This is a genomic window from Streptomyces sp. NPDC005496 (assembly GCF_042872045.1).
Taxonomy (GTDB): domain Bacteria; phylum Actinomycetota; class Actinomycetes; order Streptomycetales; family Streptomycetaceae; genus Streptomyces.
The window spans coordinates 244,316-265,278 of the sequence record NZ_JBIAJQ010000003.1; the positions used below are offsets into that span (position 1 = coordinate 244,316).

Here is a 20,963-nt window from a genome sequence, read left to right on the forward strand (position 1 = left end):
CGTAGCGGCGTTCTCCCTCTTGAGGTACCCCATGTTAGAGGACACCCCCTGGGTCACTCCTCACCGCCGTCTCGTTGCACGGCGACTCGTCCCCGAACGCCGCCGGTCCCGACGAAGCCCCGAAGCAGGAGGCAAGTTCGATCACCGGGCTGCTTTCCCTCATCGACGCCGCAACCACAGCGTCTGCTGCCCCCACCCTCGCCGCACGTGCTGCCTTCGCCTGGCCCAACGCTGTCCCCGATCAGCCAGCGGCTTCTTGGGCCTCCGTAAGTCGGGCCGATCTCGTGGCCACAGCCCGACTGTAGAACGATCACAGACTTGAACGGAGGCTCAAATGGCGACCTAGGTCTGGGGCTACGGCCCGCCGCACGAGCAGCTGCTCACTCAGCCAGGTGCTCCAGAAGCTGTATCCCTGCTCACCGACGAAGGCGCGACCGCCGGCTTGGACCCGGGAGTCGACCCACGGAGCTACAGATCAGACACCGGGGCAGAAGGCGGTTGTGGACCATTCGTGGACGAGTGATCGCTAACCAACCGGCAAGAAGTCCGTGATGAGGTCTCCGGGCAGCTGCCCAAACTGCGTAGTTCCAGTGCGGATGTCACTTACCACTGCAGCTTCGCTGGAAGCAGACAACCGACCAAGGTTCACTCGAGACTACTGAAGAACCCCAGGTCTGGATCATCCAAGGTTCCGGCCACCAGCCCACGGTCCAAGAAGCGATTGAACTCCTCACACGCCGTCTCGGGCAGCAAAGCACAGCTGTGGCACGCTGCGAGATTGCAAGAATCTGGCCCCTGGCCGTAGCTCTCCATACAAACTGGGTCAGAGGAGCACCAGCGAGCATTGGTGATCGCGTTCCGCAGGACCTCTTCGAAGCGCTCAGGCTGGCCCATTCGCACGAGTCCGCCCAGGGTTCCTTCTGAGTCCCCGGCGGCTGTGTAGATGAGCAAGCCATTCATTCCATCAGTGCCAGGTGAGTCGTAGAGGCGTTCCCGGAGCGACGCCGAGCTGTAACCGCACTCGAACGTCAGCTGGTTGATCAGCAGGTGCGCAAGCGTGTGAAGCAAGACCAGCCGAGGAGTTACCTCTCGTTGGGCGAGGTGGCGTTCATGAGCGACCGACTGGAACTGCTGGGCCATAGGGACCAGCCGCTTCTGCACCAGGGAACCGGCTTCCCACTTCGTGAGAGCTTCCGGAGAGAGTTCCAGGTAGATGCCTTCTCCGAGCACTGTGTAGGCGGGGAGCCATGACTCGCCGGCATCAGGGGTCTGGCGGCGCAACAGGGCGGTGCGGGCGGCGGTGTCCTGTCGGGATGACTCGGCGAAGACCCGGTTGAACCCCCAGAGCACTCGGGTCTCCCGCAGCTTCTCGACGAGGCGGACTCGCGAGATCAACTCCTCGACGTCCTTAGCACGGGCGCCCTCCGGCTCCCTGACCACTAGTTCAGCGGAGTCGATCGTGTCTCGAATGCTCGTGTACTCCTGGTGACGGAACAACGCTGGGCCATCGACAGACTCAGTCGACTGGTGGGTTGGCTCCGCTGGGCCTTCCAGAATCGCGAGAGCCGACTCGATCTGCGTATCGGTGAAGCCCTCCAGACGGAAGGCGTTCTTCTTCGCGGCACGCCGCAGGCGGCTCGCGGTCAGTTTGTCGCCGTCTTCCAGCACATCGCGGACGTTCGCCCGAGCCCTAGCGATCGTCTGTTCTTCGAGAGCCTCTAGCACGCTGAGATCCACTCCCACCGATGATGCCTCAGGGATGAAGATCGAGCTCTTGACCAAGGCGTAGTAGACGTTGGATGCACCTCGGAGACTGCCGCGCAGCGGCTCTCCGCAGGTTCCTCTACCCATCTCCAGACCGAGCCAGGGCATCGCTCCACGGCAGGAGAACTCGGTTCCGTCCTCGAGGTGAGCAGTGAGGTAGGTGGTCTCCTGCTCGTGCTCCCGGTTAGAACGCTCTACTGATGTGATGCCTTCCAGCCCCCGGTCTTTGTGGCAGGTCTCGCACACGACACGCTGCGAGGCCAGGGTGCCACCGCCCGAAGTCCGAAGCTTGAGCTTAGGCGACCGGCATTTCGGGCTGGCGGACTTGTGGACCCACTCAATCCAGGGGAAGTCCTGGAGGTGGCCACGCTCGCACAGAGCCACAAAGGGCACTTGGGCGAGAAACGGCGTCCAGGACGCCTTCTGTCCGGAGCAATCGGGGTTGGCGCAGCGCGGTCGGTCTGCGATGTGCAGCGGCTGCGGAGTCAGAGCGCGGCACCGAGGGCAGAAGCTCCAGGCGGGGAAGCGCAGGACTGGGACTTGGAGCTTAGTGTTGTACTGGCCGGGGCTTGCCTTGAAGTTGTCCCGGTAGTCCGGCGGGGTGTAGAGGGCGTCCACCCCTAGGTGACTCTCCAGACGCCACTCATGGATGCGGAACTCCTCTTGGTCCAGCCTTTCACCGGGGACGAACCAGTGGTCGAGGCCGGCGGTGATGACAGAAGTGCCATCCGCGAGGACCTGCATGGCTCCAGGCCCGAAGGGTGCTACGAGTTGAGAGCGCCGAACTTTGCCGCGGATCACTGTTTGGCTCCTTCGAGTGCGTACTGCTGAGTGATCTCGGCGCGGCATTCGGCGTCGGCACCGCGCATGGACGTGGGAGTGGGCCAGGTGCTTGCCTCAACGTTGCCGTCTGCGTAGTGGCCCGCAGCACGCATGAGACTGCCGAGCTCAGCGGTTCCTCCCGGTGTCCCCCATGAGGTCGGCTGCCAGTTGGCCCATTCTTTGCGGAGTTTACTCAGAACGGAGACGACGCGATCCTTCTCGCCGGGATCGCAGAACGCTACCCGGGTGCGCAGGAGTTCCTCAGCCTCGTCGAACAGTTCCGCAGGGAAGGGAAACGGTGGAAGAGACTGATCGGCTGTCTGTCGGATATAGGCGACGGCGACGGCATGCAACGCGCGGTCCAGGGCCGGCGGGGCGAAGGGGGTCGCGCTGGTGGGTTCAACCTGGGCATAAAGCCGCTGGTGGTAGCTGCGAAAGCGCTCGAAGTGGCTTCGATCGCGCGGTTTGGCCGCACCGTAGAGGGTGACAACCAGGCCGGGACGCTTGTCCCACTTTCGGCCGACCCGGCCTGTGACCTGGATGTACTGGGAGGTGCTCTTGGGTTGGCCCACCACTGTCATGAGGGAAAGCCGGTCGATATCGATACCGACTTCGATCAGGCTGGACGCGAGACAGACATCGATGGCCTTGCCGCCCTTAGCCCTTTGGGCAAGCTTTTCCATCGCTTCAGGAATCTGGTCCTGCCGGAGTCGACTTGTCATCTCCTCGACCCTGTTGAGGTATCTGACCTCCGTGCGGTCGGCGCTGGAACGGTTGTTAATCGTCTTGAGGTAGTCGGGGATGTCGGACTGCATCAGCGACAGGGAATTACCAAGCTCCCGGAGGCTGTTGAAGAAAGCCATCAGTGTCCACCAGGGGTCCTGCTGGTCCTCATCTGGAGCGTCCTTCGCCGCCTGCAGAAGTGCCGCGAAGGACCGCACCTGCGTGGTCTGCATAGATCCGAGCGCGGGCGCGTGTACCCCGATGTACTTACGCCCTGGAAGTCGCTTACCTTCACTGTCCCGTGCGTACACCGCGAAGAACGAGTCCTCCGCGTCGATTCCATGCGGAGGGAAAAGCAGGACCCTGTCGCGCGCATACAAGGCGCGGATCTGCTCCTCATGGCGACGAATAGTCGCCGTCGAGGCAATGAGCTTCGGCGGGGCCGGGGAGGCTGCGCGTCGATCGGTGCACAATTCCTCAATGAGGCCTTCGTACAAGCCAGTCATCGAGCCAAGGGGTCCTGCGATCAGATGGAGCTCATCCTGGATGACCAGCTCTGGAGGCGAGTAGGCGCGTTGTCCAGACTTTCCCAGTCCAAACAAGGCCCGCGCACGGGGGTTCCAGGCGAGTTGCGCGAACTTGTCTACCGTCCCAATGACGAGAGACGGTCGGCACTCGTACACGTCGTCGTCAACAACGTAGACCGGAAGCGGGCGGTCGGCCTTAGAGAACTGACAATTCGCGTCCGGGCACCGAAAAATGACTCGCCCACGGTACTCCTCGTAACCGGTGACGGAGTTCTGCTTTCCCTTGTACTTTCGGCGCGGGGTTCTTCCTCGCCCGCTTGCCGTCAGGTTGGGGTTGTCAACGCTCTTCACCGGCCCCATCTGGGCGGCACACCAAGGACACCGCAGCAGCAAGAAGGGGTTTTCTCCCCCTTCGCGTTCCATCGCCCGCAAATCCCTGATGGCATCGGTGTTCTTGTTTGGTGTCGAGTCGCTGCCGACCCAGATTCCGATGGAGAACCGCTCACCGCCCAGCTCTTTCTCCCGCTGGCGGCGCAAGTCCTCAAGCGCACAAATCAGCCCAGCCGCACGCAGAAACTGCTGGGCTGTCAGAAGTCGCAGGGTGTAGCGCATGAGGATCGTGACGCTCGCATCGCCAGGTTCACGCAACCGTCTGAGCAGCATCGCGAAAGCGGAGAGGCCGAGGTACGCCTCGGTCTTCCCCCCTCCGGTAGGGAAGAAGATCAGGTCGACGACGGAGCGGTCTGGGTGGGCAGGGTTGGCGGTTGAAGGGACCGCGGCGAGCAGGAATGCGATTTGGAAAGCCCGCCATGCCCCACGTCCCTTCGCCTCGGTGTCTACTTCGTCAGGCGGTTCGCCCTCGACGTGAATCCGCTCATCGATGAGCTGTGTGGTACGCAGCTCTGCGCCGGAGCGCAACTGCTGCTTATACATGGCTGCGTTGGCCAGCCGAAAAGCCTTCCCGATATCACTGTCCGGGTCGCGGACCAGCTCCAGCCCTTCGCGCATACGTTCCAACGCCCTGGTGCACTCAATCATGTGGCGCTCGGCAGTCGTGCGGAACTCTCCTTCCAGAGCGGCCGCTTTTACCCTGCGTTTCTCGATCCAGCCTGCGTACTCTGTCAGGACCCGTTCGAGCTGGGCCATACCGCCTGGCTCGGCCCCGGCGAGTTCCCTCATGGAGACGGTCAGTGCCGTCCCGTCCTCGAGAACGATGTCGGGGGTAATGCTCGGCGTCTCGTACTCGGGGAGCGGATCCGCCTTGGCCCATTGCGAGCGTCCGTCGAGATCGGGATCGTCCCAATCGGCGGAACAACCATGTCCGACGGCGTACGTCTGCTCGCGCCTGTAGAGAAGGCGGAAGGACGCGTCGTCAGGGTGCGCTCCGGCTTCGGGACCCTCGGGGTAGGGGACAATCCAGCTGTTCTCGGGAATCGCTGTCATGCCGGCCTGGAAGAGGCATGCGGCGTCGACCGCCTTGGTGCCCGGTGTGGACCGGTTCACGATGGCAACTGTTGTCAGGATGCCCGCAGCGTGACGTCGCAGGTTTACTGTCAGCCGCAGGGCGAGCCCTTCCAGCCCTGTGGACTCGTCAGCAACGGGGATGAGCTCGCGGTGGAGAAAGGGTGACCGCTGAAAGTGTTCAGCGGTCAGACGCCACACGGCCTTGACTGGGACACGGGTCCACCATGTACGCCTGGCCCCGCCCGGGAGGTCGATCCTGATCTGCTCGTATCGACCGCCGGTGACCTCAATCTTCAGACCGGTCTGCGGCTCTGGGGCCATGAGGAACGAGATGCCCATAGCCGTGGGCCGCCGTTCGTTGGCGCCGGAAAGGTCGAAGTCGGCGTCGTCAGAGGTCGCTCCGAGCTTCCCCGAAGATCCTTCCCATGTCCCGGTCTGCGGTCCCTCGGTATTTTCGGCAGTCAGGCCAGGCACGATGGCTTGGTCTGCAATCTTGGAGCCGGTCGCACCGGCAACGGGGTACAGCACACCGACGCCATAGCGAATCAGGGGATCGCGTTCCAAGATCTCCTCGCCGGTGACAGCGTTAGTCCAGGGCCCGTAGGAGTCCTCCTTCTTCTCGAAGGTGAACCTGTCGAGCGGCTTGCCGGCGGGAGCCGGGCCTAGAAGTTCATCCCGCAGCGCCTTTGTGATCTTGTCACGGCCTGCTGTCCGGTCGTGTTCAGCCATCGTCATTCTCCCAGTACCAGTCGTCGGAAGTCAGGGCGCGCTGTGTCACGGGCGATGATGGTGAGGTCGTCACGCGCCCGAGACGAGGCGATGTAAAAGAGCGCCTCGCTCCGGGAGTCCTTTATCTCTTCGATGTCAGTGACGATCACTGCCGACGCGTCCAGCCCCTTGAACGCATGGACCGTTCCGTAGCCGATGGACCCACTTCGCAGCTTGGCGAACGGGGCCAGCTGACGGGACCAACGGGGGTCTGCGCACAGTTCTGCAGCACTGCCATGCCCTCGGACTGACAGCACAACGATCTCGTCCGGGGCGAACCCGTCCGCATGAAGCCTGGCTAGGTGCTTGACCAGATGCTGGTCCTGCTCGGCAGGCGTAGACCACCACTCCCGTACGGCCTCACGGTCATTCTCCGCCCGGAGGGTACCGCTGTAGCCGGGCTCCAGACGCGAGGTCTCCTCCACGTACTGGCAGATCGAGGGGACATTACGGCAGTTCGCCGTCAGGCTGAAGGACGCGGAACCAGCGCCTGTCCGGTCCTTCAGCAGACCGATCCCCGCATACCCAGAGTCGTAGATCGCCTGGTTGGTGAAGTCGCCGAAACACAGCCACCTGCCACTGCCGAGTCCTCCGCGGACGGACATGTCAAGAACGTCCAAGTAGGCGTCGAGCATGAGGTCCTGCGCCTCGTCGACGACCAGTGCGTCAAAGGGTGGGTGCCCCTCAAGCAGGGAATCGAGGGCGCGCTCTGGAAGCACTTCAGTGAAGAAGTCACCTTCGCCCACGCGGTGCTGCTCCCGAGCCCTCGGCGCGAGCTTTCCCATGTAGCTGTGGAGCGTGCCTGCAGTGATCAGGCTGTCACCGGCAGTCTCCTCCTTGAGCCACTGTCCCAGGAGATTGTTGTAGCAGCAGAGGAGCACGCGCGAGCCGTCGGCGGCGAGCCGTCGGGCAGCCTCCAAGGCCACGAAGGTCTTGCCAGTACCGGCCGCCCCCTTCACTATGCACCGTGGATTCTCGGCGATCATGTCGAGCAGTTGATACTGCTGACGCGTGAACCGTTCGACCTCCTCCCGGCGACGATAACGTCGGATCTTGGGTGGCTCGACGAACTCGAAGGCAGGTCGCAGCACATCCACGATACGAGTGCAGACCGCCGGAGTCGGCTCCACGTGTGACGCCGAGAACCAGGCGCGGGCACTCGGGGTTACGGCGAGTTGCTCACGATGACTTTTCAGGACACCTCGCAGCAGCGCCGAGATGGGGTTACGGCGGAACGCGACAGTGTCAATCGCCTGCCAGCTGTGCCACTCGGTCGGATTGCGTACCTGGAAGCGGGCGTGGGTGAAGCACACGGCGGAGGTGATGGGGAGGGAAGGGAGTTGGGGATTGGCCTTCCTGAGCTGCGCGGCGACCGCGTACTTGGCCTCGTCGGCCTGCTTGAAGGGACCGCGGGCCTCCGGTTGATGCTTACCTAGTTTCCAATTCCCGTCTGCGAGTCGGGCGACATGCAGATGCGACTTCACTTCCAGACAGACGATGCCACTGCCCGGGACGATGACCACGAAGTCGGCCTCGCCCTGGATCTGCCTGGGATGGCTGGCGATGCCCAGGGAGTGGAGAGCGATCCATCCTTCCGTGGCCGGATCATCGCGCAACCGTTCGAAAACCTCGCGCTCTCCCGGGCTTGTACTCTCCGCGTCGAAAGACGGCGGAATCATTCGTGTCATCGGAAGTCCTCCGTTGTACGGAGCCGGCAAAGGGCGCTCAGCGGTACCTGCAGGGTGTCGGACAGTACGTAGTCGATGCGGGCGACGAGTGTCTCGCTGTCCGCCCCGGTCGGTCTGACTACGCACCAACCAGCCTTGATGAGCCTCCCCACTCGGTCAGGGGTCAGCGCTTGCTGGAGATCTTCCGCGTACCGCTGCCCGGCACTGCGGTGGGCACTGTCAATCCGCCGCAGTCGTTCCCAGACGCTGTCGACGTCAGTGCCCGCTGCCAGGTAGCGCAGCACTACGGCGAAGTCCGCCTTGCTCCTCGGCCTGATGCACCAATCGCTGATCCAGTAGCCCACGTTGGCCGTGGCAGCTCCCCGACTACGGAGTTCATCAGCGACACCTCGGATGCCCCGTGGGTGCTGCTCGGTCCGCTCCCACAGCCGCCCCTTCCACTCGGCCTGTGTGGTTCGCAGCGAGGCCGCGTCCGGACCGAGGATGGCGTCTGCCCGGTCCACCAGGTCCTGGTGGTGGGAGCGATTCCGCAGGGCAAGATAGTCGCCGCGGCCCACCGACGACGCGGGGACCTGCTCTACCTGGATGTCAGGGAGCTCTCCGGCCCGCAGCGAGAAGATCCGGACCTCGAAGTCCGTTGGCAGGAGCACGTGCGAGCCGTCAGCGAGGACCGCCGCACGTGCCTCAACCTGATCAGCAGCACCGCTGCGGCCTCCTGTCGAGGAATACCGAGGGAATGAAGCCCGGATCTCCTCGCTGGGAGAGCACTCTCCGGCAGCGAGCAGGCCGGCTGCATCCGGCTCCCCCTGCTGCCAGCCCCCTCCGGGAGTTTCCGGGACTCCACATCGAAAGGGCTTCGACTTCTTGATGGGGCGCGTGACGTGGGTGCTGGAGACTGGGCCGAACAGGAAAAGCGGTGCCACTTCAGGGTCCTCGCGGAAAAAGCCGTAGTGCACAAGCGCGAGGTTTTCGGTCCGGGGCGCGTTCAGGAGACCCTGGTGGATCCAGGTGGGCGATCCAACAACCGCGACAGACGTATAAATGTCGTGCCCGAGCAGATCGGCGTGGGTTCCGATCGTCACCTCAACGCCGTTCAGCGCCATGGCATTCACGACCGCGTCGGTGAACCTTCGGTCAGTCAGGACGACAAAACCGTCACGCGGGTCCTCCAACGTCAGAAACTCCCGCGTGCAGTCGCCAAGCGGATCCCCGCCGTCAGCGACAAGACCCTGAAGGGTTGGCACCACAGACTGCATCCGTTCAACATGCCCGGGGTCGACGACGCCCTGCAATCGGGCTATCTCCGAATTAAGTTGGTGAGCAGCAGCCTCGAACTTGAGCAACGGATGGTCGAACGGGAGCGGAACGGTGCAGACGAACCTTCGGCACCGACGCAGCAGAGCAGCGCTGGATCTCCAGAGTTCGGAGTCCGCAGCTTCGCCGAGTCCTCGCAAGAAACCGGTTGCCGCGAAAACGAAAGCCCGCGCAATGGGATGCTCGACTGGCTGGTCCCAGATCTCACACCCTGCCGCGCAAGCGTATACCTGGTCGATCTCTTCCAGCGTCGTCAAGGGTTCCCCACTCTGCTCTGCCACGCAAGCACCTCGATCCCAGCTGGAACGCGGGCGAGATCTACTGGAAGCGACAAATCCTCCGGGCTTCTGGCCCGGTGACGCTTGAGGGCATCGGCCGCTGCTTCACCAGACGATGCCGTACGCTCGACGAGCGCAACCGTGACCGGCGCCATCTCCGCACCGAGCCACCGGCAGACCGTCGCTGCGCTGTCCAGGATCACCACTTTGGGCTTCCGTCCGGCAACGAGTTCACGGTAGTCCTCCGGGTCCTCCCGCGCCGGCAGTAGCACACTGCGGAACTGGCGCGCCTTTTCACGAATGGTGCGGGGACGGAGTAGAGCACTGAGCGGCACCGGCTCAGCCACCATCGAAGTTGCGATCAGAGTCTCGGACTCCTTTTGTATGGCTGTGCCGTTGCCGATGATCGCGCAATGGAGGGCACTGAACCCACAGAAGTCGGCGGGCGCACCGGGCCACAGCCCTTCTGCACCAACCGGAATGTCAATGTGCTCCATAATGCGGCTCTGCCCCATGAACTCCGCCGGGTCATCCGGCCAGTTAAGAACGTCGATCCGATACCTGTCAGCCGGCATCCAGCTTCCACCGACGTTGTAACCCTGGCGACTATTCTTGCTGACCGCCTCATTGAGGATGCCTACGAACCCAGTAGTGTTCTGCGTTGAGACAAGACGAACAACATGGCTTCTCGGTTCAAGCTTGGCGGCGCTGGTGAATTGTGAGCCCTGAGGTGAGGTGTCCAGTTGCGGCTCAAACGCCGCATACACGGCTCCGCAACCAACGAAGACACTGGCGAACTCGCGAGCGGGAACCGAGACCGCAATGGCACCGCTGACGCCTTGCGCCGCCAGTTGTGCAGCCCAGGCGCCGAGTTCAGCAAGCCAGACTGCCCACGTGGGGAGCGGAAAGCGCTTCCCGTCTGTGCACAGCAGCACCCCGCTCAACTGTGAGCGGCCCCCCGGCGGTCCCACCCTAGACTCCCGTTGCAGCCGCACTTAGACCTATACGTGCGGCACGTTCACAAAATCAGCACATTTGCTGGGCATGATACAGCAGCACTACCCAGGGAGACAGTCTCGGACTGCCCCCAACTGCACTGCGCTAGAGCCCCCTCGAACGCCTTCTCGGACTCAAGCTGGGCCGTGTCGGCAGTAACAAGCGACCGTTCCCTGCAAAGCCGTCCAGAGCCGCAGATCGCACGACGAGCCCTAAGCCAAGGCTCGCCCATCGGTTCCACGTCCCGCCGGACCTTCGGGCTCAGAGCACGTGGACCATTTGTGGACAAGACATGCCCCGCTAAGCGCGGACAAGGATCTGACCAGCTGGTATTCATGGATCCGAAGCGGCCTCCGGAGCCGTGTGCGCAGGTTCAAATCCTGCCGGGGGCACCCCTCATGACGTGCCCGAAGACCCCGTCACCAGCGGAAACGCTGAGGCCGGGGTCTTCGCGTATACGTGGGCGGATGCCGTCGAAGGCAGCCGTTTGTCAGTGATCCCGTTGTGTGGGATTCGGTCTGCTGGCCAAGGGCCGCCTCCAGCCCACGGGGGCAGAGACCGACGACACCATCCCCGCCCACCGAACTCACCGCACCGCCTCAAGACGAGATCACCGCGTGGCCGTCGGTACACCTCTTCAGCGGACGTGACCTGGGAGGGGCGTCCGGGGGTCGGGCTGTGGCTTGGGGCGGGGGGCGGATTGCTTCGGTTTGGCTGGCGGCGCTGGATTTTCGTCAAGTCGAGGGCGGGGGCCGGTGTTGAAGCGCGGGTGCGGAATTGTGGCTTCCGTCATGGCGGGGGTGATCTTGGGCTGATGTGATCTGCGGATGCTCGGTTTCCTTCTCCGTCTTCTGCCCTTCTGGGTTCGTGAGCCGTTGCTCATCGCAGGCGGGACCGTCCTCGGCGTACGGCTCGTGTATCTCGCCGTCCGCGAGCCCGATCTGGCCACGGCCGGTTTCGGCGCGCTGTTCCTCGTGTTCACCGCCGTACGCGTCCACACGGTGGTCCGGGCTCTGCGCGCGCGCCGGAAGCCGGGTCCGGCAGTCGCCTCGGGTGGCGCCGTCGTCGATGAGCCTGCTCAGGTCCAGCCGCAGGCCCAGGTCCCGGCCGCGGCGGCGGCCCCGGCCCCGGCGCTTCCCGGTCCGGCGTCTCCGGAGAAGGAGCACAACGCTTGGGGCCAGGCCATTGCCGCCTTCGCCGTGTTCGGGGTGCTCGCGCTCGCCGTCTGGGCCGGCCCGCGCTTCATGCCGGCCAACGACAACACCCCAAAGCCCGCCTCGTGTTCGGACGGGGAGCAGGAGGAGCTGCCGAAGGCCTTCAAGCGGACGCCCAAGCCCGTGACCGGTGACCAGCTGTGCGAGGCGCTCAACCGTCCCGGCCTGGCCAAGGCCCTCGGGACGCCCGGAGAGATCGCCATCAGTGCCTCCGGCACCGACAACACCGCTCCGCTCACCGATGGGAAGGTCGCCCTCCCGGAGGCCACGGTCACGTTCGACACGTACACCGTGAACGTCTCCGCCACGTACAACCACCTGACGGTCGACCAGTACGTGAAGCTGATGAAGTACGGGTCGGAGACGGACGTCAAGTCGCTCCACGTGCTCGGCCGGCCCGCGGTCCTGTCCTCGGACCACACCATGAAGATCGAGATCGATCTCGGGAGCGGCGGGTCCGGCGGACCCGTCGAACAGGGCCCCTTGGCACGGACGCTGACGGTCGCTCTGGACCGCGAAGACCGGGGCGGCTACTGCGACATCTCCGTGTACAGCGCGTCCGGGGCCCTCCCGGACGACAGTGTTCTCCTCACCCTCGCCGAGAGGGTCCTTCCCAAGATTCCGGAGCTGCCTGCTCGTTGAGGCGCCCGCATCCCGCTGCTCCCGCGTCACGCTGACGCGCGTTTGCGGGGCGTGGTCTTCTTGGCCGCCTTCTTCGCCGTGGTCCCCGCCGTCTTCTTCGACGCCGTCTTCTTGGCCGCCGTCGTCTTCTTCTCCGCCGTCTTCTTCGCCGTCGTCGTCTTGGAAGACGTCGATTTCGCGGACGTCGTCTTCTTCGCCGCGGTCTTCTTCGCCGTCGACGTCGACTTCTTGCCGCCGACGTCCTTCGGGGCGGTGCCGGCGGACTTACGTGACGCCGTCTTCCTTGCCGGCCGCTTGCGTTCGGTGAGGTGCGTGACCTCCGCGTCCTCCCCTGCCGGGGTCTCCTCCCCCGCGCCCTCGCCTCGGGACTCCTTCGCGGCGCGCACACTCTTCTCCAGCGCCGCCATCAGGTCGAGCACCTTGCCGCCGGACTTCTCGCCCGCCGGCACGCTGGGTGCCTCCCCGCCGGAGGCCTTGGTGGCGATGAGTTCCTCGACCGCCTCGCGGTAGTCGTCGTGCAGCTCTTCGAGCTCGACCTCGCCGAGGGTGTCCATCAGGGCGTCGGCCAGGTCCAGTTCCTGGTCGCGCACGGTGACGCCGGAATCAGGGGCGACCCCTTCCGGCTCGCGGATCTCGTCCGGCCAGAGCAGGCCGTGCATGGCGATGACGTCGTCCACGACCCGCAGCATGCCGAGGCGCTCCCGGCCGCGCAGGGCGAACTTGGCGACGGCGACCTTGTTGCTGCGTTTCAGCGCCTCGCGCAGCAGGGTGTACGGCTTCGCGGCGGGGACCCCGTTCGCGGAGAGGTAGTACGCCGTGTCCATCTGGAGTGGGTCGATCCGCTCCGCCGGCACGAAGGCGACGATCTCGATCGTCTTAGCCGTGTGGATCGGGAGCTGGGCCAGGTCGTCGTCGGTGATGGGGATGATCGTTCCGTCGGCGTCCTGGTACGCCTTGCCGATCTCGTCCGTCGTGACCTCGCGGTCCTCCAGTTCGCAGACCTTGCGGTAGCGGATGCGGCCGCCGTCCTCCAGGTGGATCTGGCGGAACGAGATCGAGTGGTTCTCGGTGGCGTTCACCAGCTTGATGGGGATGCTGACCAGGCCGAAGGAGATGGCGCCGTTCCAGATGGATCTCACGTGCCGTACCTTTCCGGTCGTTATCACCTGGTTTCGTGGGATTCTCATCGTATGACGCCGATTACCGAGGTGGAGGGGCGAAGGCTCGCGCTGAGCAACCTGGAGAAGGTCCTGTATCCGGCGACCGGCTTCACCAAGGGCGAGCTGCTGCACTACTACGCCACCAACGCCGGCGCGCTGCTGGCACACCTCCACGACCGGCCGCTGTCCTTCCTCCGCTACCCGGACGGCCCGGACGGCCAGGTGTTCTTCGCCAAGAACGTGCCGCCCGGTACGCCCAGCTGGGTCACCACGGCCGAGGTCCCCCGTTCGGAGGGGCCCGCCCGGATGGTCATCGTCCAGGACCTGGCCAGCCTGATGTGGGCCGCGAACCTCGTCACGGAGTTCCATACGCACCAGTGGCGCATCGAGACGCCCGGGCTCGCCGACCGGATGGTCTTCGACCTCGACCCCGGGGCGCCCGCGACCGCCGTCGAGTGCTGCGAGGTCGCGCTGTGGCTGCGGGAGCGGCTGGCGGCGGACGGGATCGAGGCGTACGCGAAGACGTCCGGGTCGAAGGGGCTGCATCTCCTCGCGGGGATCGAGCCGACCCCGTCCGAGGACGTCTCCGCCTACGCGAAGAAGCTCGCCGTGGAGGCGGAGGCGGCGCTCGCCGGGCGCGTCACCCACCGGATGACGCGGAGCCTGCGGCCCGGCAAGGTCTTCGTCGACTTCAGCCAGAACGCCGCCCGGAAGACGACCGCGACCGCGTACACCCTGCGGGCGCGGGCCGAACCGAGCGTCTCCACGCCGGTGACGTGGGACGAGGTCGCGGACTGCACCGATCCCGGCCACCTGGTCTTCCTGGCCGCGGACATCGAGCCCCGTCTCGAACGGTACGGGGATCTGCTCGCGCCCCTGCTGGATCCGGGGCACGCTCGGGCACTCCCGGGGTGAGCCCTGGGCCTACGCGGCCCCGTCCTGCGCCCTCGGCCGTCCTGCGCCCTCAGCGGAGGTGAGCCCCTGGGCGGAGGTGAGCCCCTCCGGCGCCTTCGAGCCGACGGTGTTCGGCGCTGGCCGTCCGGTGGGTGGGTCGGGGCCGTGCCGGTACATCCGGCCGTCGGTAGTTGTTGCCGGCGTCCGTCACCAGCGTTCCTCGGCCGGATACGTCCCCGTCTCGACGGCCATTTGATGTACCGGCACGGCCCCTTCCGCCGGATCGCGACTGCGGGCCGTGGGGGCCGAGGGGCGTGCGTATACGGGGGCCCTGGCGGCTACCTGCTCTGCAAGTGGCCCAGGGGGTTCGGGGTGGTCTGCAGTACGGAGATCGCGTGCTGCCAGCTGTCGTCCTCCGGGGTCAGGGCCGTGCGCAGGTAGGCCCAGGTGAGGTGCTGGAGCAGGGCGACGCGTTCGGGGCTCGCGTCCGTCGTCTCCGCCGCGTCGTACCCGGAGACACCGCCCAGCGAGTGCTCCGCCCCGAAGAGGGTGAGCAGGCTCTTGCTGCCCGGGCTGAGGAAGTACGGGTCGGTGAACCAGTCGGGGCCCCTGGTCGTCAGCGCGGATCGGTCCTGGTCCCCCGCGACGATCAGCGCCGGTGTCTTCATGTCGTCGAAGGACGGGTTCATGAACGGGAAGTGCTCGGCCGCGAACGGTGACAGGTCCTCGCCGCCCTTGCCGGTCAGGGCGAGCAGCACACCCGCCGTCACCCGCGGGTCGGACATGTCCTCCCCCGGTACGCCCTCGGAGTCGAGGACCCGCGCCCCCAGCAGTGCGCTCACCGTCTGGGCTCCCCAGGAGTGGCCGGCCACGGCGACACGGCCGCGGTCGATCCGGCCGCCGAGGCCCGGTACGGCGGCCTCCAGGACGTCGAGTTCGTCCAGGACGCGCCGTACGTCCTCGATCCGGAAGCGCCACATGCGCGGCGTACGGGGGTCGTCGGCGGGTATGCCGAGCGTCCTGGAGTCGAGGTGGGTGGGCTGGAGGACGACGAAGCCGTGGGCGGCCCAGAAGTCGGCCAGCGGGGCATAGCCGTCCATCGACGAGCCGTAGCCGTGCGAGAGGACGATCACGGGCAGGTCGCCGCCGGTCGCGGGGGCGGACACCCGGACCTGGAGGTCTTCACCCCGGTCGGGGGCCTGGAGGATCACGGGTTTCGCGGAGACGACCGTGGTGGACGGTCCCACGATGTTCGACAGGGTGGTGGTGTTCGAGTCGGGCATGGCCGTACTTCCATTCGGTTACGGAGCCGGGTGTGACTTGGTGACGGGTGCGCGCTCTGCCATCATGAGCAAACGGAACCTCGTTCCGGAAACGATACGGAACAACGTTCCGCTTTAGCAAGCGCGAGAGTGGGAGGAGTGCGCGGTGAGCGACGGCGACGAGGGCGCGGGGCGGCCCGCCCGGTCCAAGCGGAGGGACGCGCGGCGCAACGAGGGGACCCTGCTCGACGCGGCCGCCGCGGTGTTCGTGCGGTCCGGCGTGGAGGCGCCCGTGCGGGACATCGCCGCCGAGGCCGGGGTCGGGCTCGGCACGATCTACCGGCACTTCCCGACCCGGGCCGACCTCATCATCGCCGTCTACCGGCACCAGGTGGAGGCCTGTGCGGAGGCGGGGCCGGCGCTCCTGGCCGACAGCGCGAGCCCGTACGCCGCGCTGGGACTATGGATCGACCGGTTCGTGGACTTCCTCGTCACCAAGCACGGGCTCGCCGCGGTGCTGCAGTCCGACAGCGCCGGGTTCGAGGCGCTCCACTCGTACTTTCTCGATCGGCTCGTGCCTGTGTGCGGGGAGTTGCTCGCGGCCGCGGCGGGGGCCGGGGAGATTCGGTCCGACGTGCAGCCGCTCGAGTTCATGCGCGGGGTCGGGAATCTCTGTATCGGGGCCGACAGTGACGCGCGCTATGACGCGCGGCGGTTGGTGGGGCTTCTTGTCGCGGGGTTGCGTCAGATGCCTTGAGGGGGGTTACGGGTGTTCCCTCGGCCTCTCAGCGCCGGGCGCCGTGTTTCGCGTCCGGGAGGGGCCGGCCCGGGGGGCCTACGGGGGTGCCGTTCGGTGTCCACTCCCCCGTATCCAGCGCCCGGCGCTATGGCTGAAGCCGAGGTGGGTCCACTCCCCCGCGTACACCAGCGCTCTGCACCTCGGTGAACGTCGGGGTGGGTCGGCGAGCCCGGCGCCTCGGGGTGCCGCGCGGGAGCCCACTCCCCCACCTACATCCAGCGCCCGGCCCTGGGGCTGAGGTCGGGGTGGGACGGCGAGCCCGGCGCTAGCGGGTTGCCGCCTGCGCCCACCCGTGCCGCCCCAGCGGCACGATTGCCCGCAGCTGGAGCGGGCGACCGCCCCTCGCCGCCCACCGGCGGGCACCTGAGCACCGGGCCCGCGCCCCGCAGCTCAGCCGCCCACGGACCGCAAGCCGCCATGAAACCGAAGGGGCCGTGCCGGTACATCAAATGGCCGTCGAGACGGGGACGTACGCAACCGAGGAACGCTGGTAACGGACGCCAGCAGCAACTACCGACGGCCGGATGTACCGGCACGGACCCGACCCACCCACCGGACGGCCAGCGCCCCGACGCCCACTGGACCCACGCCCCCGTCAGATCACACCCGTGACCACGTCTGGCGGTCCCGGGCCATCGCGTGGAGTGCTTCCACGTCCGCCGGTTTCAGGACGCCGCCCAGGCGTGCCAAGGACGGCAGGTCCGTGTCCCGCAGGACGCGGACGGAGCGCAGCGCGGCGGTGACCGTCACGGCGGTGGGTCCGGTCGCCACCAGTACGGGGTGGACCTCGGCCGTCAGGGCGTAGGACGCGCGGTCCGCCTCCGCCCGTACCGCCCTGAGCAGCGGATACGGCTCCCGGCGGCCGACCGTGACCATCGGGTCGGCGATCAGGACCCGTTGCTTGCGGGCGTACAGCGTCCGTACGGAGAACAGTCCCCCGGGGCCGATGACCAGGTGGTGGATGCGGTCGCCCCCGGAGAGCGGCACCGAGTGCAGCGTGTGCCACCCCGCACCCTCCAGCCCGTCCAGTGCCTCCCCCACCGCCTGCTCGGTGGCCAGCGCCCGCCGCCGGGGATCGGCGCGCAGCCGGTGCGGGGGCCCGGGGTCACGGTCGAGGGCGATCAGCAGCGCCTCGCCCGGCCGGTTGGGCGCCAGGTCGTCGTCCGGGTGCAGGGTGAGCCGGGCGAGCTCGGCGGGCGTCGGGACGGGCGGCGGTCCCACCGTCACCGGCCCGGTGAGGAAGGGCCCGAGCGCGTCGAGCACGTCCTCGCGCCGGTCCTCGCTGAGCAGGTTCACCCGGGCCGTCTGCCTGTCGTACCAGGCGACGTTCCTTCCGTCCGTGTGGCAGACGTACAGCCGCTCCTGGCCGTGCCGCCAGGTCGGTATGACGCGCAGTCCGCTCATGCACCATCACCCCATGACCATGGGAACAGGAGGGGTGCTCCAGGGGCAAGAAGCCGGTTACCTTTGGGAGGACTTGGCAGGGCCTGAGGCCTCGCAGGCCGTGAGGGGGAGGCACCGTTGCGGACCCGCGGCAGGCAATCCGGCGTTCCGGTTCCGGGCAGCCCGTGGAGCGAGATCGTCCCGGGCCTGTGGATGGGCGGCCACGAGTTCAGGGCGAGCTCGGGCCAGCACGAGTTCGCGGTGGTCCACGACGAGTTCGACCTGGTCCTGACGCTGCTGCGGCTTCCGGGGCACGGCCCGGACCCGGGTGTGGAGCACCACGTCTGGCCGATCCCGGACGGCCCCCTGGACGGTACGCAGCTGGCGGGCGTGATGCGCCTCGCGCAGACCGCGTCCGAGGCGGTCGACGAGGGCCGGCGGGTGCTCGTCCGCTGCTATCACGGCTACAACCGCTCGGGGCTCGTCGTGGGGCACGCCCTCGTCCGCGCGGGTCGCGCCCCCGAGGACGTGATCCGGCTCATCCGCTCCCGCCGTTCGCCCTGGGCGCTGCACAACGAGCTGTTCGTGGAGTACCTGCGGGCGGGTCTCGCGACGGCCCGGCTCCTGGAGGAGCTGACCGAGTGACGGGTCACCCGGTGAGCCGTCATTCCGTGAGCCGTCACCGGTGTCGGCGCCGGGCAGACAACTGAGGGCAGCCGACGGCGTCGGCACTCACCGGCGTCGACCCTTGCCCCTTGCCTCCTGCCGGACATAGGGAACTTTCCCACGAAGAACGCACATAACGTGAATAAGGTGTACCGGGCGACGGCGACCGGTTCCGCCGCCCGACGACCCGCCGGGGCGAGGCCGGCCCGCACGCAGGAGCCCAGTGAGACCCGACCGCCCACACCACCGCCCCCAGCCCCACCCCCACCACCACGGTCACCGCCGAGCCACCCCGGCGGGCCCCCGCACCGCCGCCGCCCTCGCCGCGCTCACCGTCCTGCTCCTGGTGACCGCCACGGCCTGCGGTGACGCCGGTGACCTGCGCGGGGCCGGGGCGACACCGACCGCCGTCGGGCCGACCCGGCTCTGGCCGGAGGTGCCGCCCGCCTCGACGCCCGCGCTCGACTACGGGGAGGCGGACACCGAGACGGTCGAGGGCGTGACGGCGCCGGGCGACGACATCCACCGGGTGGACCCGCTGGCCGTCGTGCGCGCGGAGGTGGCGGCGCATCCGGACGAGTACACCGGTCCGCACGCCCTGTACGCCGAGACGGCCGACCGCCTGAAGGACTGCGGCGGCAAGGGCGCGGGCGGCGCGAGGTGCCCGGTGCTGCGGGCGTACTACCGGGACCTCACCGGCGACGGGAAGGACGACATGGTGCTCGGCATCCGCTTCCCCGGCAACCAGCTGGCGGTGCGGGTGTACACGTTCGTGAAGCACGCGCTGGTGCAGATCATGGGCACCTCTGACAGCACGGCCGGCGTCGAGCTGGCGGGCCGGGCCGTGATCATCCGCTCGCCTTCGACGCTGCCGGGATACGAGTACCGGACGGTGTGGACGTGGGACCGGCACCAGCACGCGATGCTGGCGACCCGGGACGAGATCCTGCGGGTGGGGACCCCGCGGCCGACGAGGTCGCCGGTGCCGTCCGAGAGCGCCTCGTGAGACCGACCCTGCCGCGGTGGACGGCGACGCTGACCTGGAAGGCGGCCGCGTTCATCACGGTGATGTGCTGTGCGCTCGCCGCGCTGCTCGGCCTGCTGGTCCACGTCTCGGTGACCAACCATACGGTGGGCGAGGCGCGGGAGCAGGCGCTCGACCGGCTCACGGCGGTGACGGAGGCGTACGAGGCCGGGGACCGGCTACCGCCCGGCGCCGGAGTGGACCTCCCGGGGCTGCCCGCGCGGCTGAAGGCGCTGGCGGCGGGCGGGCGGCGCGGCACGATGGTCGGCGATCACGACCCGCGCCCCACCATGTGGGCGGCGGGTCCGGCCGACGGCGGGCGGGCGCTGGCCGTCCGGGTGGACTACGCGCAGGGCGCCCACACCATCGACGCGCTGGACAGGGCGATCGTGTGGTCCTCGGCGCTGGCGATCGGGGCGACGCTGCTGGTGGGGGCGTTCGCGGTGACGCGGGTGACCCGGCGGCTGCACGGGACGGCGCAGGTGGCCCGGCGGATCAGCGCGGGCGACCTGGACGCGCGGGTGGACGACCCGCGCACGAAGGATCCGACGCGGCGGCAGGACGAGGTGGCCGCGGTCGCCGGGGCGCTGGACACGATGGCGTCGACGCTCCAGGGCAAGCTGCTGAGCGAGCAGCGGTTCACGGCGGACGTGGCGCACGAGCTGCGCACGCCGCTGACGGGGCTGCACGCGGCGGCGGAGCTGCTGCCGCCGGGGCGTCCGACGGAGCTGGTGCGCGACCGGGTCGCCGCCCTGCGCACGCTCACCGAGGACCTGCTGGAGATCTCCCGCCTGGACACCGGGGGCGAGCGGCTGGACCTGGACGCGCTATGGCTCGCGCCGCTGGCCGGGCGGGTGGCGCGGGGGTCGGGTACGGAGGTCCGCGTCGTCCGGGACGTGTGCGTGGAGACCGACCGGCGCCGGCTCGAACGGGTGCTCGGCAATCTGGTCGCGAACGCGCACAAGCACGGGCGGGCGCCGGTCGTGCTGACCGTCGACGGTCCGGTGGTGACCGTGCGGGACCACGGTGACGGGTTCCCGGACTATCTCGTGGCGCACGGCCCTCAGCGGTTCCGTACGGAGGGGGGTGCCCGGGGGCACGGGCTGGGGCTGACGATCGCGTCGGGCCAGGCCGAGGTGCTGGGCGCGCGGCTGTCCTTCGCGAACGCCCCGGACGGCGGCGCGATCGCGACGCTGATCCTGCCCCGGGCGCCGGCGGCTCTCCCGGACACGGACCCGCCGGACCCTGGATCACTCCCCGGACCACTCCCCGGATCACCCCCCAAGCCGGCACCGCGCCCGTCCGCGACCGAGCCGGGTCTCTGAACGTCCCCGACCGAGCCGGGTCTCTGAACGTCCCCGACCGAGCCGGAGCCCTGGTCGGCGCGGGCCGACCGTGGGGTCCAGCCCGACCCCACCCACCCGGAGACGGCTCACCCCCGACCCGGCTCAAAACCGCCCCCAAGCCGACCCCCGCCAACCTGAGCCCAGCCCCGCCCCGGCCGACCCCGGGGACCCGATCCCCACCCCCGCCGCAACCCCCCGCACCTCCCCGATGGCTCACTGTGACGGGCGC

The 20,963-nt window shown here is 67.6% G+C and carries 14 protein-coding genes; 6 read left to right on the forward strand and 8 right to left on the reverse strand.

Features of this window, described 5'->3' with window-relative positions; genetic code table 11:
- Window positions 1-645: 645 nt before the first annotated feature.
- The 5 genes from ACFYQQ_RS09780 to ACFYQQ_RS09800 are packed head-to-tail and all read right to left on the reverse strand — an operon-like array spanning window position 646 to window position 10,283.
- Entirely contained in the window at window positions 646-2,613 is a 1,968-nt protein-coding gene (locus ACFYQQ_RS09780; RefSeq protein ID WP_355780014.1) for a DUF1998 domain-containing protein, read from the reverse strand.
- Window positions 2,562-6,029: a helicase-related protein gene (locus ACFYQQ_RS09785; RefSeq protein WP_355780011.1), complete on the reverse strand. Its 3,468-nt coding sequence runs from the start codon at window positions 6,027-6,029 to the stop codon at window positions 2,562-2,564. Before ACFYQQ_RS09785 ends, ACFYQQ_RS09780 begins: the two co-directional genes overlap by 52 nt.
- 2 nt (window positions 6,030-6,031) lie before the next feature.
- The gene (locus ACFYQQ_RS09790; protein ID WP_355780007.1) at window positions 6,032-7,756 is read right to left on the reverse strand and encodes an NERD domain-containing protein; all 1,725 of its coding nucleotides are present in this window, start codon (window positions 7,754-7,756) and stop codon (window positions 6,032-6,034) included.
- Entirely contained in the window at window positions 7,753-9,351 is a 1,599-nt protein-coding gene (locus tag ACFYQQ_RS09795; RefSeq protein WP_355780004.1) for a hypothetical protein, read from the reverse strand. Before ACFYQQ_RS09795 ends, ACFYQQ_RS09790 begins: the two co-directional genes overlap by 4 nt.
- Window positions 9,324-10,283: a hypothetical protein gene (locus ACFYQQ_RS09800; RefSeq protein WP_355780001.1), complete on the reverse strand. Its 960-nt coding sequence runs from the start codon at window positions 10,281-10,283 to the stop codon at window positions 9,324-9,326. The genes ACFYQQ_RS09795 and ACFYQQ_RS09800 overlap by 28 nt, the downstream gene beginning before the upstream one ends.
- A gap of 888 nt (window positions 10,284-11,171) precedes the next feature.
- Between ACFYQQ_RS09800 and ACFYQQ_RS09805 the strand changes: the two genes are divergently transcribed.
- Complete coding sequence (locus ACFYQQ_RS09805; RefSeq protein ID WP_355779998.1) at window positions 11,172-12,200, forward strand: DUF6215 domain-containing protein; 1,029 nt, start codon at window positions 11,172-11,174, stop codon at window positions 12,198-12,200.
- A gap of 26 nt (window positions 12,201-12,226) precedes the next feature.
- On the opposite strand, the gene ACFYQQ_RS09810 is transcribed toward ACFYQQ_RS09805, so the two are convergent.
- On the reverse strand, window positions 12,227-13,339 hold the full coding sequence (locus ACFYQQ_RS09810; RefSeq protein ID WP_355779995.1) for a Ku protein: 1,113 nt from the start codon (window positions 13,337-13,339) through the stop codon (window positions 12,227-12,229).
- A 51-nt stretch (window positions 13,340-13,390) separates the two neighbouring features.
- Between ACFYQQ_RS09810 and ligD the strand changes: the two genes are divergently transcribed.
- Window positions 13,391-14,275 carry a non-homologous end-joining DNA ligase gene (gene ligD / locus ACFYQQ_RS09815; protein ID WP_355779992.1) on the forward strand — a complete coding sequence of 295 codons (885 nt, stop codon included), beginning with the start codon at window positions 13,391-13,393 and terminating at the stop codon, window positions 14,273-14,275.
- 317 nt (window positions 14,276-14,592) lie between these two features.
- Here the strand turns inward: ligD and ACFYQQ_RS09820 are convergent, their stop codons facing one another.
- Complete coding sequence (locus ACFYQQ_RS09820; protein WP_355779989.1) at window positions 14,593-15,537, reverse strand: chlorophyllase; 945 nt, start codon at window positions 15,535-15,537, stop codon at window positions 14,593-14,595.
- Window positions 15,538-15,682: 145 nt separating this feature from the next.
- On the opposite strand from ACFYQQ_RS09820, the gene ACFYQQ_RS09825 reads away from it, so the two are divergent.
- Window positions 15,683-16,273, forward strand: coding sequence for a TetR/AcrR family transcriptional regulator (locus ACFYQQ_RS09825; protein WP_355779986.1), 591 nt, complete (start codon window positions 15,683-15,685; stop codon window positions 16,271-16,273).
- Between the two features lie 642 nt (window positions 16,274-16,915).
- On the opposite strand, the gene ACFYQQ_RS09830 is transcribed toward ACFYQQ_RS09825, so the two are convergent.
- Window positions 16,916-17,719: a nuclease-related domain-containing protein gene (locus ACFYQQ_RS09830; RefSeq protein WP_355794958.1), complete on the reverse strand. Its 804-nt coding sequence runs from the start codon at window positions 17,717-17,719 to the stop codon at window positions 16,916-16,918.
- A gap of 117 nt (window positions 17,720-17,836) precedes the next feature.
- Between ACFYQQ_RS09830 and ACFYQQ_RS09835 the strand changes: the two genes are divergently transcribed.
- From ACFYQQ_RS09835 to ACFYQQ_RS09845, 3 genes are all read left to right on the forward strand, one after another.
- Window positions 17,837-18,343, forward strand: a complete 507-nt coding sequence (locus tag ACFYQQ_RS09835) for a protein phosphatase (protein ID WP_355794956.1) — start codon at window positions 17,837-17,839, stop codon at window positions 18,341-18,343.
- Window positions 18,344-18,587: 244 nt separating this feature from the next.
- Window positions 18,588-19,370: a hypothetical protein gene (locus ACFYQQ_RS09840; protein WP_388904139.1), complete on the forward strand. Its 783-nt coding sequence runs from the start codon at window positions 18,588-18,590 to the stop codon at window positions 19,368-19,370.
- Window positions 19,367-20,713, forward strand: coding sequence for a HAMP domain-containing sensor histidine kinase (locus ACFYQQ_RS09845; RefSeq protein ID WP_355786161.1), 1,347 nt, complete (start codon window positions 19,367-19,369; stop codon window positions 20,711-20,713). The genes ACFYQQ_RS09840 and ACFYQQ_RS09845 overlap by 4 nt, the downstream gene beginning before the upstream one ends.
- The last annotated feature ends 250 nt before the right edge of the window (window positions 20,714-20,963 follow it).